The 14,516-nt window shown below is 68.8% G+C and carries 11 protein-coding genes; 10 read left to right on the plus strand and 1 reads right to left on the minus strand.

Going from position 1 to position 14,516, the window contains the following annotated elements; translation table 11 throughout:
• Positions 1-95: 95 nt before the first annotated feature.
• Positions 96-1,385, plus strand: coding sequence for an ATP-dependent Clp protease ATP-binding subunit ClpX (gene clpX / locus B5557_RS29295; RefSeq protein WP_079662266.1), 1,290 nt, complete (start codon positions 96-98; stop codon positions 1,383-1,385).
• A gap of 75 nt (positions 1,386-1,460) precedes the next feature.
• Here the strand turns inward: clpX and B5557_RS29300 are convergent, their stop codons facing one another.
• Positions 1,461-2,462: a hypothetical protein gene (locus B5557_RS29300; protein WP_079662267.1), complete on the minus strand. Its 1,002-nt coding sequence runs from the start codon at positions 2,460-2,462 to the stop codon at positions 1,461-1,463.
• 136 nt (positions 2,463-2,598) lie between these two features.
• Here B5557_RS29300 and B5557_RS29305 point away from each other — a divergent pair, with 136 nt between their 5' ends.
• The 9 genes from B5557_RS29305 to rodA all read left to right on the plus strand — a co-directional run bounded on the left by B5557_RS29305 (position 2,599) and on the right by rodA (position 14,471).
• Positions 2,599-5,223, plus strand: a complete 2,625-nt coding sequence (locus tag B5557_RS29305; RefSeq protein ID WP_079662268.1) for a valine--tRNA ligase — start codon at positions 2,599-2,601, stop codon at positions 5,221-5,223.
• Positions 5,224-5,360: 137 nt separating this feature from the next.
• Complete coding sequence (gene folC, locus B5557_RS29310; protein WP_079662269.1) at positions 5,361-6,845, plus strand: bifunctional tetrahydrofolate synthase/dihydrofolate synthase; 1,485 nt, start codon at positions 5,361-5,363, stop codon at positions 6,843-6,845.
• A gap of 10 nt (positions 6,846-6,855) precedes the next feature.
• Positions 6,856-7,221 (plus strand): DUF4233 domain-containing protein, encoded by a 366-nt coding sequence (locus tag B5557_RS29315; RefSeq protein WP_079662270.1) that lies wholly within the window; start codon positions 6,856-6,858, stop codon positions 7,219-7,221.
• Positions 7,222-7,313: 92 nt separating this feature from the next.
• Complete coding sequence (gene ndk, locus B5557_RS29320; RefSeq protein ID WP_079662271.1) at positions 7,314-7,727, plus strand: nucleoside-diphosphate kinase; 414 nt, start codon at positions 7,314-7,316, stop codon at positions 7,725-7,727.
• A gap of 275 nt (positions 7,728-8,002) precedes the next feature.
• Positions 8,003-9,022, plus strand: coding sequence for a rod shape-determining protein (locus B5557_RS29325; protein WP_020127820.1), 1,020 nt, complete (start codon positions 8,003-8,005; stop codon positions 9,020-9,022).
• A 156-nt stretch (positions 9,023-9,178) separates the two neighbouring features.
• A complete protein-coding gene (gene mreC / locus B5557_RS29330) occupies positions 9,179-10,117 on the plus strand; it encodes a rod shape-determining protein MreC (RefSeq protein ID WP_079662272.1) in 939 nt (312 codons plus the stop codon).
• A 15-nt stretch (positions 10,118-10,132) separates the two neighbouring features.
• Positions 10,133-10,801 carry a rod shape-determining protein MreD gene (mreD, locus tag B5557_RS29335; protein WP_079662273.1) on the plus strand — a complete coding sequence of 223 codons (669 nt, stop codon included), beginning with the start codon at positions 10,133-10,135 and terminating at the stop codon, positions 10,799-10,801.
• A 224-nt stretch (positions 10,802-11,025) separates the two neighbouring features.
• A complete protein-coding gene (gene mrdA / locus B5557_RS29340) occupies positions 11,026-13,275 on the plus strand; it encodes a penicillin-binding protein 2 (protein ID WP_079662274.1) in 2,250 nt (749 codons plus the stop codon).
• A complete protein-coding gene (gene rodA / locus B5557_RS29345; protein ID WP_079662275.1) occupies positions 13,272-14,471 on the plus strand; it encodes a rod shape-determining protein RodA in 1,200 nt (399 codons plus the stop codon). The genes mrdA and rodA overlap by 4 nt, the downstream gene beginning before the upstream one ends.
• Positions 14,472-14,516 lie beyond the last annotated feature (45 nt).

The following is a 14,516-nucleotide window of genomic DNA, read 5'->3' on the forward strand; positions in this document are numbered from 1 at the left end:
GGGGCCCAGGCAAGGTACCGTCGGAATAAGGCAGCACCAGGAGCCGCTGGATTCGAAAGCGTCCAGGCGTCTCCCAGGCGAAGGGGAAGCACACCGTGGCACGCATCGGTGACGGCGGCGATCTGCTCAAGTGCTCGTTCTGCGGCAAGAGCCAGAAGCAGGTCAAGAAGCTCATCGCAGGGCCCGGTGTGTACATCTGCGACGAGTGCATCGATCTCTGCAACGAGATCATCGAGGAAGAGCTCGCGGAGACGAGCGAGGTCCGCTGGGAGGAACTCCCGAAGCCGCGCGAGATCTACGAGTTCCTCGAGGGCTACGTGGTGGGCCAGGAGCCCGCCAAGAAGGCCCTGTCGGTCGCGGTGTACAACCACTACAAGCGCGTCCAGGCCGGTGAGAACGGCGGCGCCCAGGGCCGCGACGACGCCATCGAGTTGGCGAAGTCCAACATCCTCCTGCTCGGCCCCACGGGCTCGGGCAAGACGCTCCTCGCCCAGACCCTGGCGCGCATGCTGAACGTTCCGTTCGCCATCGCCGACGCCACGGCGCTGACCGAGGCGGGGTACGTCGGCGAGGACGTCGAGAACATCCTGCTGAAGCTGATCCAGGCCGCGGACTACGACGTCAAGAAGGCCGAGACCGGGATCATCTACATCGACGAGATCGACAAGGTCGCGAGGAAGAGCGAAAACCCCTCCATCACGCGCGACGTGTCGGGTGAGGGCGTTCAGCAGGCCCTGTTGAAGATCCTGGAAGGCACCACGGCCTCGGTTCCGCCGCAGGGCGGCCGCAAGCACCCGCACCAGGAGTTCATCCAGATCGACACGACGAACGTGCTGTTCATCGTGGGCGGCGCCTTCTCGGGCCTGGAGAAGATCATCGAGACCCGGGCCGGCGCCAAGGGCATCGGCTTCGGCGCGACGATCCGTTCCAAGCGCGAGCTGGAGTCGAAGGACCAGTTCGAGGCCGTCATGCCCGAGGACCTGGTCAAGTTCGGCATGATCCCGGAGTTCATCGGCCGTCTGCCGGTCATCACCTCGGTCCACAACCTGGACCGCGAGGCGCTGCTGCAGATCCTGATCGAGCCGCGCAACGCGCTGGTGAAGCAGTACCAGCGGCTCTTCGAACTCGACGGCGTGGAGCTGGACTTCGAGCGTGAGGCCCTGGAGGCCATCGCCGACCAGGCCATCCTCCGCCAGACGGGCGCCCGTGGCCTGCGCGCCATCATGGAGGAGGTCCTCCAGGCGGTCATGTACGAGGTCCCGTCCCGCAAGGACGTGGCACGCGTCGTCATCACCGCGGACGTCGTCCTGTCCAACGTCAACCCGACGCTGATCCCCCGCGACGCCCGCGGCGGCCGCGGCCCGGGCGAGCAGAAGACCGCCTGATCCACCCCCGTACACCGAAGGAGCCCCGGTCAACCGACCGGGGCTCCTTCGTCGTTGAGGCAGCGGCTCGGGCCGTCAGGCCTTGACGCGGACCTCGTTGCGCAGCTTCGTGGTGATGTCGATCGCGACGTCCTTGGTGATGCCCTTCGTGACGTCACCCGGCGAGACCATGGCGATGGTGCTGTAGTCGGCCCACGCGCAGAACCAGTCGGTCTTCTCCTGCTTGGTTGCCTTGTCGGTGCCCTTGGCCGCCTGGCACTTCATGACCGCGCCGTCGAGGTCGACCTTCTCCGGCTCGCCGACCAGCTTGGCGTCCGAGGCGGTGCTGCTGCCGGAGGAGCTTTTCTCGGACGACGCCTTGAAGTTGGCGAAGAACGCGTCGAGCGCCTTCTCGGGGTCGGCGATCGTCCCGTAGGCGCCGGCGTAGGTGATGCCCTTGGCCGTCGCGAGCTCGGACGGGTTGGGAGCGGTGCTCGGGTCGTTGGGGTCGTACCCGGTCAGGTCCGCCGTCGAGTAGACGCCGACCACGCTCTTGCCGTTCTTGACACCGCTCTTCTCCAGGTCGGCGGCCGAGTCGTCGCCCGCGCTCGCGCCGTCCTTGGACGCCCGCTTGTAGTCGGTGAGGACGGTCGCCGGGGTGTCCAGCTTGTGGGCGCCGTCGTCCTTCAGGCCGCCCGCGCCGCCGCCTCCGCCGATCACGAAGTACGCGCCCACGCCGATCGCCGCCACGACCGCGACCGCGCCGACGACGATGGCCGCCTTCTTGCCCCCGCCGCCGCTCGGCGCCGGGGGTTGCGGGACGCCGTAGGGAGGCTGGCCGTACGGCGGCTGCTGCCCGTAGGGAGGGGTCGGGGGCTGGCCGTACGGCGGCTGCTGGCCGTAGGGCGGGGCCTGCGGGGGGACGCCCTGCGGGGGCTGCTGCGGGTAGCCGTAGCCGGGCTGCGGGGCGGGAGGCTGCTGGGGGTAGCCGTAGCCGGGCTGGGGCGCCTGCGGCGGCTGGCCGTACGGACCGGGCTGGCCGTACGGTCCGGGCTGCTGGGGCTGCCCGCCGTACGGGCCCGGCTGGTTGTGACTCATCTCTGGGTTCCCCTCCAGATGCTTATGTGATTTTCACATCCTGGCTCAAAGCCAACACCTGCACGGCAGCGGGGGCCCGACCGTTACACGGCAAACACGTTTCGGGACGGCCCGGTGACACCCCTAAACTGGGCCCGTGACCGAGAACGCTCAGCAGCAGCCACCAGCGCCCCCCACCGAACTGCCGACCCAGTACGCGCCGGCCGACGTAGAGGGGCCGCTGTACGAGCGCTGGGTAGAGCGCGGTTACTTCGAGGCGGACGCGAAGAGCGACAAGCCTCCGTACACGATCGTCATCCCGCCGCCGAACGTCACGGGCAGCCTGCACCTGGGCCACGCCTTCGAGCACACGCTCATCGACGCCCTCACCCGCCGCAAGCGCATGCAGGGCCACGAGACGCTGTGGCAGCCCGGCATGGACCACGCGGGCATCGCCACACAGAACGTCGTCGAGCGTGAACTGGGCAAGGAGGGCAAGTCCCGGCACGACCTCGGCCGTGAGGCGTTCGTCGAGCGCGTCTGGCAGTGGAAGGGCGAGTCCGGCGGCCAGATCAGCGGCCAGATGCGCCGCCTGGGCGACGGCGTCGCCTGGTCGCGCGAGCGCTTCACCATGGACGAGGGCCTCTCCCAGGCCGTCCAGACCATCTTCAAGCGGCTCTACGACGACGAGCTCATCTACCGCGCCGAGCGCATCATCAACTGGTGTCCGCGCTGCCTGACCGCGATCTCCGACATCGAGGTCGAGTACCAGGACGACGACGGCGAGCTCGTCTCCATGAAGTACGGCGAGGGGGACGACACCATCGTCGTCGCCACCACGCGCGCGGAGACGATGCTCGGTGACACGGCCGTCGCCGTCCACCCCGACGACGAGCGCTACAAGCACCTGGTCGGCAAGGAGATCCGCCTTCCGCTGACCGACCGCTTCATCCCGGTCGTCGCCGACACGCACGTCGACCCCGAGTTCGGCACCGGCGCCGTCAAGGTGACCCCGGCGCACGACCCGAACGACTTCGAGATCGGCCAGCGCCACAACCTGCCGTCCCTCACGATCATGGACGAGCACGCCGTCATCACCGCCCACGGCCCCTTCCAGGGCCTGGACCGGCTCGAGGCCCGCTCCGCCATCGTCGCCGCCCTGCGTGCCGAGGGCCGGATCGTCGCCGAGAAGCGGCCGTACGTCCACAGCGTCGGCCACTGCTCGCGCTGCAAGACGACCATCGAGCCGCGCCTGTCCATGCAGTGGTGGGTCAAGGTCGGCCCGCTCGCGAAGGCGGCCGGTGACGCCGTCCGTGACGGCCGGGTCAAGATCCACCCGCAGGAGATGGAGAAGCGCTACTTCGACTGGGTCGACAACCTCCACGACTGGTGCATCTCGCGGCAGTTGTGGTGGGGACACCGGATCCCGGTCTGGTACGGCCCCAACGGCGAGGTCGTCTGCGTCGGTCCCGACGACGAGGCTCCGGCCGGCGAGGGCTGGCACCAGGACACCGACGTCCTCGACACCTGGTTCTCCTCCGGCCTGTGGCCCTTCTCGACGCTCGGCTGGCCCGAACAGACCGAGTCGCTCGCGAAGTTCTACCCGAACTCGGTCCTGGTCACCGGCTACGACATCCTCTTCTTCTGGGTCGCCCGGATGATGATGTTCGGCCTGTACGCGATGGACGGCACCCCGCCGTTCCACACCATCGCCCTGCACGGCATGGTCCGCGACCAGTTCGGCAAGAAGATGTCGAAGTCCTTCGGCAACGCGGTCAACCCGCTGGACTGGATGGACAAGTACGGCTCCGACGCGCTCCGGTTCACCCTGGCCCGTGGCGCCAACCCCGGCGTCGACGTCCCGATCGGCGAGGACTGGGTCCAGGGCTCCCGCAACTTCGCCAACAAGATCTGGAACGCCACGCGCTTCGCGCTGATGAACGGCGCCACGGTCGACGGCCCGCTGCCGGACGCCTCGAAGATGTCGGCGACCGACCGCTGGATCCTCTCCCGCCTCAACTCCGTCGTCGCCGAAGTCGACGCGCTCTACGAGGACTACCAGTTCGCGAAGCTCTCCGACGCGCTGTTCCACTTCGCGTGGGACGAGGTCTTCGACTGGTACGTCGAGCTGTCCAAGACGACGTTCATGGCGGGCGGCGAGCCGGCCGAGGTCAGCAAGCGCGTCCTCGGCGAGGTCCTCGACGTCACCCTGAAGCTGCTGCACCCGATCGTCCCGTTCGTCACGGAGACGCTCTGGACGACGCTGACCGGCGGCGAGTCGGTCGTCATCGCCGAGTGGCCGAAGGACAGTGGCTTCCGGGACGCGGTCGCCGAGCGGGAGATCGAGAGCCTCCAGTCGGTGATCACCGAGGTCCGCCGCTTCCGCGCCGACCAGGGTCTGCAGCCCGGCCAGCGGGTCCCGGCCCGCCTCACGCTGGACGGCACGCCGTTCGCCGCGCATGAGGCCGCCATCCGCCAACTCCTGCGCCTCCAGCCGGAGGGCGAGAGCTTCTCGGCGACGGCGACCCTGCCGGTCGCGGGCGCCACGGTCGCGCTGGACCTGTCCGGCACGATCGACGTGGCCGCCGAGCGCAAGCGCCTCGCCAAGGACCTGGCCGCCGCCGAGAAGGAGAAGGCCCAGGCGAACGCCAAGCTGGGCAACGAGGCGTTCCTCGCGAAGGCCCCGGACCAGGTGGTCGACAAGATCCGCACCCGCCTCGCCAAGGCGGACGAGGACATCGCCCGCATCCAGACCCAGCTGGAGCGCCTGCCCGAGGCGTGACGGCCGGCACCTGGGCGAAGGCCCCCGGAACCAGTACGGCTGCCAGTGCGGCCCATACGGCCCATACGGCCAGTACGGCAGCACGGTTCCGGGGGCCTTCGCCCGCGTCTGTCAGTGGCCGTCCGTAGACTGGCCCTGTGACTGAAAGCGACCCCTTCGACGAGATCGTCGCCGCCGAGACCGACCGCGACCCGGACCTCGCGGTCATCGAGGCAGGCAGCCGCACCCTCCGTACCCAGGGCGGCGCGCCGCAGGCCGACGTGCCGGGGCGTCCCGAGGACCCCGAGGTCGACAAGGCCCTGCGCGAGGTCGAGGCGGAGCTGGCCACCCGCTGGGGCGAGACCAAGCTGGAGCCGTCCGTCGGCCGCATCGCCGCGCTGATGGACGTGCTGGGGGACCCGCAGCGCTCGTACCCCTCGATCCACATCACGGGGACGAACGGCAAGACGTCCACGGCCCGCATGATCGAGGCCCTGCTCGGCGCCTTCGAGCTGCGCACCGGCCGGTACACGAGCCCGCACGTCCAGTCGATCACCGAGCGGATCAGCCTCGACGGCGCCCCGATCTCCGCCGAGCGGTTCATCGAGACGTACCAGGACATCAAGCCGTACATCGACATGGTCGACGGACAGCAGGAGTACCGGCTGTCCTTCTTCGAGGTGCTCACCGGCATGGCGTACGCCGCGTTCGCGGACGCGCCCGTCGACGTCGCCGTCGTCGAAGTGGGGATGGGCGGCTCGTGGGACGCCACGAACGTCATCGACGGTGACGTCGCCGTCGTCACGCCCATCGACCTGGACCACACCGACCGGCTCGGGGAGACGCCCGCCGCGATCGCCGTCGAGAAGGGCGGGATCATCAAGCAGGACGCGACGGTCATCCTGGCCCAGCAGCCCGTCGACGCGGCCCAGGTGCTGCTGAAGAAGGCCGTCGAGGTCGATGCGACCGTGGCCCGGGAAGGGCTGGAGTTCGGGGTCGTCGCCCGGCAGGTCGCCGTCGGCGGGCAGCTGGTCACCCTGCGCGGGCTGGGCGGCGAGTACCCCGAGGTGTATCTGCCGCTGCACGGCCCCTACCAGGCGCACAACGCGGCTGTCGCGCTCGCCGCCGTCGAGGCGTTCTTCGGCGTCGGCTCCCAGCGGCCCGAGCCGCTCGACATCGACACGGTCCGCAAGGCCTTCGCCGCCGTCTCCTCGCCGGGCCGCCTCGAAGTCGTACGGCGCTCCCCGACGATCGTCCTGGACGCCGCGCACAACCCGGCCGGCGCCCGTGCCACCGCCGAGGCGGTCGGCGAGGCCTTCGACTTCAGCAGGCTGATCGGCGTGGTCGGGGCCAGCGGCGACAAGAACGTACGGGGTCTGCTGGAGGCCTTCGAGCCGATCTTCGCGGAGATCGTCGTCACCCAGAACACCAGCCACCGCGCGATGGACGCCGACGAGCTGGCGGCGATCGCCGTCGAGGTGTTCGGCGACGACCGCGTGCAGGTCGAACCGCGGCTGCCCGACGCGCTGGAGGCGGCGATCACGCTCGCCGAGGAGGAGGGCGAGTTCGCCGGCGGCGGCGTGCTGGTCACCGGGTCCGTCATCACCGTCGGCGAGGCCCGACTGCTTCTCGGGAAGGGCTGAGGTCCCCGCCATGCGAACGCTCTGCTCCTCGACCCTGATCGGCGAGTTCTTCATCATCGGCTTCGCCGGTCTGGTCGCCATGAAGGACGCCGACCTGTCCACGTCCACGGTGTGGACGGTCTGTGGCATCGCCATGCTCCTCAGCGTGCTGCTGTGCGGTGTGGTCACCCGGCCCGGGGGCGTCGCCCTCGGCTGGGCGCTGCAGATCGCCCTCGTCGCCTCCGGCTTCTTCGTCCCCATCATGTTCTTCATGGGGGTCCTGTTCGGGGCCCTGTGGTGGGCGTCCGTGCACTTCGGCAGAAAGATCGACGAGGCCAAGGCCCGCTTCGCCGCGCAAGCCGCAGCAACCTCTCCGGATACTGCTGACGCTGCGTAACAGGCACCGGGACACGCCCTGTAACCTCATCCCACCGCACACACCGGCCGTACGAACCGGCTGTGGAATCCGGCAGTAGAAGGAGTCACCTCGTGAGCCAGCGCACCCTCGTCCTGCTCAAGCCCGACGCGGTCCGTCGTGGCCTGACCGGCGAGATCATCAGCCGTATCGAGCGCAAGGCCGGCTGGCAGATCACCGCGCTGGAGCTGCGCACCCTGGACCAGGACACGCTGGAGCAGCACTACGGCGAGCACAAGGGCAAGCCGTTCTACGAGCCGCTGGTGGAGTTCATGGCCTCCGGCCCGGTCGTCGCGCTGATCGTCGAGGGCGAGCGGGTCATCGAGGGCGTGCGCGCGCTCGCCGGTCCGACCGACCCGATCGCCGCCGCCCCCGGCTCCATCCGCGGCGACTACGGCGTGATCGTCCGCGAGAACCTGATCCACGCCTCCGACTCCGAGGAGTCCGCCGAGCGTGAGGTGAAGATCTTCTTCCCCGGTCGCGTCTGACACCGACCGCAGCCGAGTGGCCCAACTGGCCCAACTGGCCCAACTGGCGGAAGCGGCGAAGCGGCTGAAACGGGCGATCGAGGGAACGCGAGCCCCCGAACGCCCGTCTCCAGAAGCGAACCCACACAGCATCTGCAAACAATGGCGGAGACCGCTCCGCAGTGTTCGTGCAGGCGCGTTTACGATGGAAGCCTTCACGTCACAGCACCCACCACGCCGACCTGAAAAGCCCTCAAAGCTCATGGAAGGCCAGTCGAATCCTGATGGGGAACTCAATGTCGTTCATCGGCCGTGACATGGCTGTCGACCTCGGGACCGCCAACACGCTGGTGTACGTCAGGGGTCGCGGGATCGTACTCAACGAGCCGTCCGTCGTCGCGATCAACACCAACACCGGTGGCATCCTCGCGGTCGGCGCCGAAGCGAAGAAGATGATCGGGCGCACCCCCGGCAACATCGTTGCCGTGCGTCCGCTGAAGGACGGCGTGATCGCCGACTTCGAGATCACCGAGCGGATGCTCCGCTACTTCATCCTGAAGATCCACAAGCGGCGGTATCTGGCTCGGCCGCGGGTCGTCGTCTGCGTGCCCTCGGGCATCACGGGCGTCGAGCGCCGCGCCGTCATCGAGGCGTCGACCCAGGCCGGCGCCCGTCAGGTGCACATCATCGAGGAGCCCATGGCCGCGGCCATCGGCTCCGGGCTGCCGGTCCACGAGGCCACGGGCAACATGGTGGTGGACATCGGCGGCGGCACCACGGAGGTCGCGGTCATCTCGCTCGGCGGCATCGTCACCGCCCAGTCCATCCGTGTCGCGGGCGACGAACTGGACAACGCGATCATCCAGCACATCAAGAAGGAGTACAGCCTCCTCCTCGGTGAGCGGACCGCCGAACAGATCAAGATCACGATCGGTTCGGCGTACGACCTCGACGACGACCAGCACACCGAAATCCGCGGCCGGGACCTCGTCTCCGGCCTGCCCAAGACCGTCGTCATCTCGGCCGCCGAGGTGCGCAAGGCGATCGAGGAGCCGGTCAACGCGATCGTGGACGCCGTGAAGACCACCCTCGACAAGTGTCCGCCGGAGCTGTCCGGCGACATCATGGACCGCGGAATCGTTCTGACCGGCGGCGGAGCCCTGCTGCGCGGTCTGGACGAGCGGCTGCGCCGGGAGACCGGCATGCCCATCCACATCGCCGAGGACCCGCTGGACAGCGTGGCGCTCGGCTCCGGAAAGTGCGTCGAGGAGTTCGAGGCGCTGCAGCAGGTCCTGGACGCCGCGCCCCGCAGATGACGTAACGCTTCGATTCCGCCGTACGGGATGATCTCCTCTCGTGCGGCGGATCGTTGATATCGAGGCATAAGCTCCCACAAAGCGCCCTTGGTCATCTTGGCCCGGGGCTACCCGAATTCCTGGTTTTTCTCTCGAGGAAGGGCACGGCCGCCGCACGTGAGGGACACACGAGAGAGTCGGCTGCTCCTGGTGCTGCTGATCGCCATCGCGTTCGCGCTGATCACGGTGGACATCCGCGGCGGGGAGGACTCCCCGGTCGATGGTGCCCGGCAGGCCGCGGCCGCGGTCTTCGGTCCGATCGAGGACGGTGTGTCGTCGGCGGTGGATCCCGTCGGCAACGCCGTCTCCGCCGTCCGTGACTCCGGCGAACGCCATGACCGGCTCTCCGAGCTGGAGAAGGAGAACGCGGCCCTCAAGGCTAAACTCGGCAGTGACGACCGCAACCGCAGCCGCCTCGCGCAGCTCGACAAGATGCTGAAGATCGCCGGCGCGGGCCAGTACGGCATCAAGGGCGCCGAGGTCATCGCGATAGGAGCGGCCCAGGGCTTCTCCTGGACCATCACCATCGACGTCGGCGCGAACGACGGCGTCAAGCGCGACATGACGGTCCTCAACGGGGACGGGCTGGTCGGACGGGTCACCACCGTCGGGCCCGACACCGCGACCGTGCTCCTCGCCTCCGATCCCGACTTCACCGTCGGCACCCGTATGGAGGCGTCCGACGAGCTCGGCTTCGCGTCCGGGCAGGGCGACCGGCCGCTGCGCGTGGAACTCCTCAACGGCAAGGCCGATGTGAAGAAGGGCGACCGGCTGGTCACCTTCGGCTCGCAGGCCGACAAGCCCTTCGTGCCCGGCGTCCCCGTCGGCGTCGTCTCCCGTGTCGACCCCTCCGGCGGTGACCTCACCCGCACCCTCTACGTCACGCCGTACGTCAGCTTCACCAAGCTCGACATCGTCGGCGTCGTCGTCCAGGCCCCGAAGAAGGACCCGCGCGACACCGTGCTCCCCTCGAAGCCCAAACCGGTTCCCACGCCGACGGTGACCGTCACGGTCACTCCGAGCGCGAACGCACCCGAAGACGGCCAGCAGCAGTAGGAGCTGACAACCCCCATGCGCGTCAACCGGATCCTGCTCTCCGTCCCGCTGGTCGTCGTCGCCCTGGTGATCCAGGTGAGCGTGCTCGCCCGCCTCCACCTCCCCGGCGCCGTCCCCGACCTCCTCCTGCTCACCGTCCTGGGCCTCGCCATGGTCTACGGCCATGTCGGGGGCGCCCTCATCGGCTTCGGCGCCGGTCTGCTGGCCGACCTCGCGCCGCCCGCCGACCACGCCGCCGGGCGCTACGCCCTGGTGCTGTGCGTGATCGGCTACCTCGCCGGGCTCATCAAGCCCGAGACCGGCCAGATCAAGTCGGCCACCGGCCCCATGGTCGTGGTCGTCGGCGCCGCGATCGGCTCCACCCTGCTGTACGCGGGGGTCGGCGCCCTCGTCGGTGACACCACCGCCCGTCATGTCGGCCTCACCGGGCTGCTGTTCACGGCCGCCCTGTACGACCTGCTGCTCGCCCCGTTCGTGGTCCCCGCGATCATGTTCCTGGCGCGGCGCGCCGACAACGATCCGCTCGCGGAGACCAACTCCGCCAAGAACCCCGACATCTCCTCCGGCTGGCTCTCCTCCGGGACGGGTCTCAGGATCGGAGGCCAGCGCGGCGGCCTGAAGCTGAAGGCGGCCAAGTCTCGGGCCACCCGGGCGGGGCGCATCAAGGGGGTCAAGCGGCTGTGAGCGCGGGTGAGTTCGCTGGAAGGTTCACTCGAACGGGGAAGTTCGGGGGGAACGCGGCCTCACAGGCCGGTCGTTCATCATGCGTACGCACACACAGCCGTACGCACAGCCACACACACAGTCGTACGCACAGTCGTGCGTGTGGCCGTACGCACGTCCGTGCACACATGTCCGCACACATGTCCGCACACGCGTCCGCGCACTGAGAGGGGGAGGCAGCCGCAGTGACCAACATTCCCGAGACCGGTCGGACACCACGGGTCCAGATCCGGCTCGTCGTGATCCAGATCCTCGTCCTCTCCCTGCTCGGCACCCTCGGCGGTCGCCTGTGGTACCTGCAGATCCGGGAGGGCGCGGCATACGCCAAGGAGGCCTCCGGCAACCACGTCCAGCAGGTCGTCGAGCCCGCAGTGCGCGGCTCGATCCTGGACGCGCGGGGTGTGCCGCTCGCCGACAACGAGACGCGGCTGGTGGTCTCCGCCTCGCGCACGGACCTGCTGAAGCAGCGGGACGACGGCAAGGCGGTCCTCACCAAGCTCGCCGGTGTCCTCGGCATGAAGCCCGCAGAGATAATGCTGAAGGTGCGGCTGTGCGACGCCAAGACCCCACAGCCCTGTTGGAACGGCTCGCCCTACCAGCCGATCCCCATCACCGACGAGGCCACCGCCAAGCAGGCCCTGCAGATCCGTGAGCGCGCCGAGGACTTCCCCGGCATCACCGCCGAGCCCGAGGCCGTGCGCCGTTACGCCGCTCCCGGCAACGCCAACACCGCCCAGGTCCTCGGCTATCTCTCCCCGGTCACGGACGAGGAGATCACCAAGGCCCAGGACACCGACTCGCCGTTCCTGCGCTCCGACCAGGTCGGCCGCTCCGGCCTGGAGCGCCAGTACGACAAGGAACTGCGCGGCAAGGCGGGCGTCACCCGCTACGAGGTGGACAACCTCGGCCGTGTCATCGGCCAGGCACACGCGGACGCGGCTCAGCCCGGCTCCAACCTCGTCACGAGCATAGACGCCCGGGTTCAGCGGGTCGCCGAGTACGAGCTGAACAATGCGATGAAGATCGCCCGCACCCAGTTCGACAAGATCACCGGCGAGAATTACAAGGCCGACTCCGGAGCGGTCGTGGTGATGGAGGCCAAGACCGGCCGGGTCGTCGCCATGGCGTCCGCCCCGACCTACGACCCCAACGTCTGGGTCGGCGGGATCTCCGCCAAGGACTACAAGAAGCTCACCGGGAAAAACTCCGACTACCCGCTGCTGAACCGGGCCATACAGGGTCAGTCCGCGCCCGGTTCGACTTTCAAGGTGGTCTCCACGGCCGCCGCGGTCGAGGCGGGCTACGAGTGGGACGGCGGCTACCCGTGCACCAGTTCGTACTCGGTGGGCGGCCAGGTCTTCAAGAACTTCGAGGGGGAGAGCTTCGGCCCCATCTCGCTCGGCCGGGCCCTGGAGGTCTCCTGCGACACCGTCTTCTACGGTCTCGCCGACCGCGAGTGGAAGAAGGACGGCGGCATCAACCCCAAGAAGGGTGAGCCCAAGGACTACTTCTACAAGGCCGCCCACCAGTTCGGCCTCGGCAAGGAGACCGGCCTGGACCTCCCCAACGAGGTCACCGGCCGCGTCCCGGACCGCCAGTGGAAGGAGTCCTACTGGAAGGCCAACAAGGACTCCTGGTGCAAGTCCGGCAAGAAGGACGGAAGTTACGTCGAGAAGATCGCCTACGAGAACTGCCTCGAGGGCAACAAGATGCGCGAGGGCGACTCGATCAACTACTCCATCGGCCAGGGCGACACCCTCGTCACGCCGATCCAGGAGGCCGTGATCTACGGGGCGCTCGCCAACGGCGGCACGATGTACACCCCGACCATCGGCAAGGCGATCGTCAGCGCCGACGGCAAGTCCGTCCAGGAGATCAAGCCCAAGGCCAAGGGCAGGCTGCCCGTCGACCAGGCGACGATCAAGGGCATGGACGACGCCCTCGAGGGCGTCGTCACCCGCGGTACCGCCGCCTGGAAGTTCGGCGGCTGGCCGCAGGAGGAGATCCCACTGCACGCCAAGACCGGTACCGCGGAGGTCTACGGCAAGCAGACGACGTCCTGGCTCGCCACCTACAGCAAGGACTACACGGTCGTCATGACGATCGCTCAGGCCGGTACCGGTTCGGGTGCCTCCGGTGAGGCCGTGCGGCACATCTACAACGCGATGTACGGCGTCTCCGACGACGGCAAGATCGACAAGAAGAACGCCCTGCTGCCCACCCCGCAGACCGCCCTGCCGAAGGTGCAGGCGGACGGCACGATCAAGTCCCCGAAGGTCTCCAAGGACCCGGCGAAGGAGCAGCGCGCCAGCCAGCAGACCGCGCCGGAGCCGGACGGGACGCAGCCCGGGGCCACCGTGCAGCAGAACACGAACACCAACCGCGACACCCGCAGGCGACGGCGGAAGAGGGGAAGCCGGAGGATGTGCACATGACCGGCGCGAACAGCTTCTCCGTCTCCGGATACGGGCCCGAGCGGGCCGGCTGGACGCGGGTCTTCGCCCGCGACTCGCTGGCCCGGCGGCTGGACTGGCCGATACTGCTGTCGGCGATCGCCCTGTCCCTGATCGGCTCGCTCCTGGTCTACTCGGCGACCCGCAACCGCACCGAGATCAACCAGGGCGACCCGTACTACTTCCTCATCCGCCACCTGATGAACACCGGCATCGGGCTCGCCCTGATGATCGGCACGGTCTGGCTCGGCCACCGCACCCTGCGCAACGTGGTGCCGATCCTGTACGGCCTCTCCCTGATGGGGATCCTGGCGGTGCTGACCCCGCTGGGTTCGACCGTCAACGGCGCGCACTCCTGGATCGTGCTCGGCGGCGGCTTCTCGCTCCAGCCCTCGGAGTTCGTGAAGATCACGATCATCCTGGGCATGGCGATGCTGCTCGCGGCCCGGGTCGACGCGGGCGACAAGCCCTACCCCGACCATCGCACGGTGGTCCAGGCGCTGGGTCTCGCGGCCGTCCCCATGCTGATCGTCATGCTGATGCCCGACCTCGGGTCGGTCATGGTGATGGTGATGATCGTGCTGGGCCTGCTGCTGGCCTCCGGCGCCTCCAACCGCTGGGTCTTCGGGCTCCTCGGTGCGGGCGCGGCCGGCGCGATCGCCGTCTGGCAGCTGCACATCCTCGACGAGTACCAGATCGCCCGCTTCGCCGCCTTCGCCAACCCCAGTCTCGACCCGGCGGGCGTCGGCTACAACACCAACCAGGCACGCATCGCCATCGGTTCCGGCGGTCTCACCGGGGCGGGGCTGTTCCACGGCTCGCAGACCACGGGCCAGTTCGTCCCGGAGCAGCAGACGGACTTCGTCTTCACCGTCGCGGGCGAGGAACTGGGCTTCATGGGCGCGGGCCTGATCATCGTCCTGCTGGGCGTGCTCCTGTGGCGCGCCTGCCGCATCGCCCGGGAGACGACCGAGCTGTACGGCACGATCGTCGCCGCCGGCATCGTGGCCTGGTTCGCCTTCCAGTCGTTCGAGAACATAGGGATGACCCTGGGGATCATGCCGGTGACGGGCCTGCCGCTGCCGTTCGTCTCCTATGGCGGCTCGTCGATGTTCTCGGTGTGGGTGGCGGTGGGGCTGTTGCAGTCCATCCGGGTGCAGCGGCCCATGTCGGCGTAGGGGATCCAGGAGGCGCACGGCGTCGGACACCTTCTGGTCTCCCTG

Origin of the sequence: Streptomyces sp. 3214.6 (genome assembly GCF_900129855.1) — a bacterium.
GTDB lineage: Bacteria > Actinomycetota > Actinomycetes > Streptomycetales > Streptomycetaceae > Streptomyces > Streptomyces soliscabiei.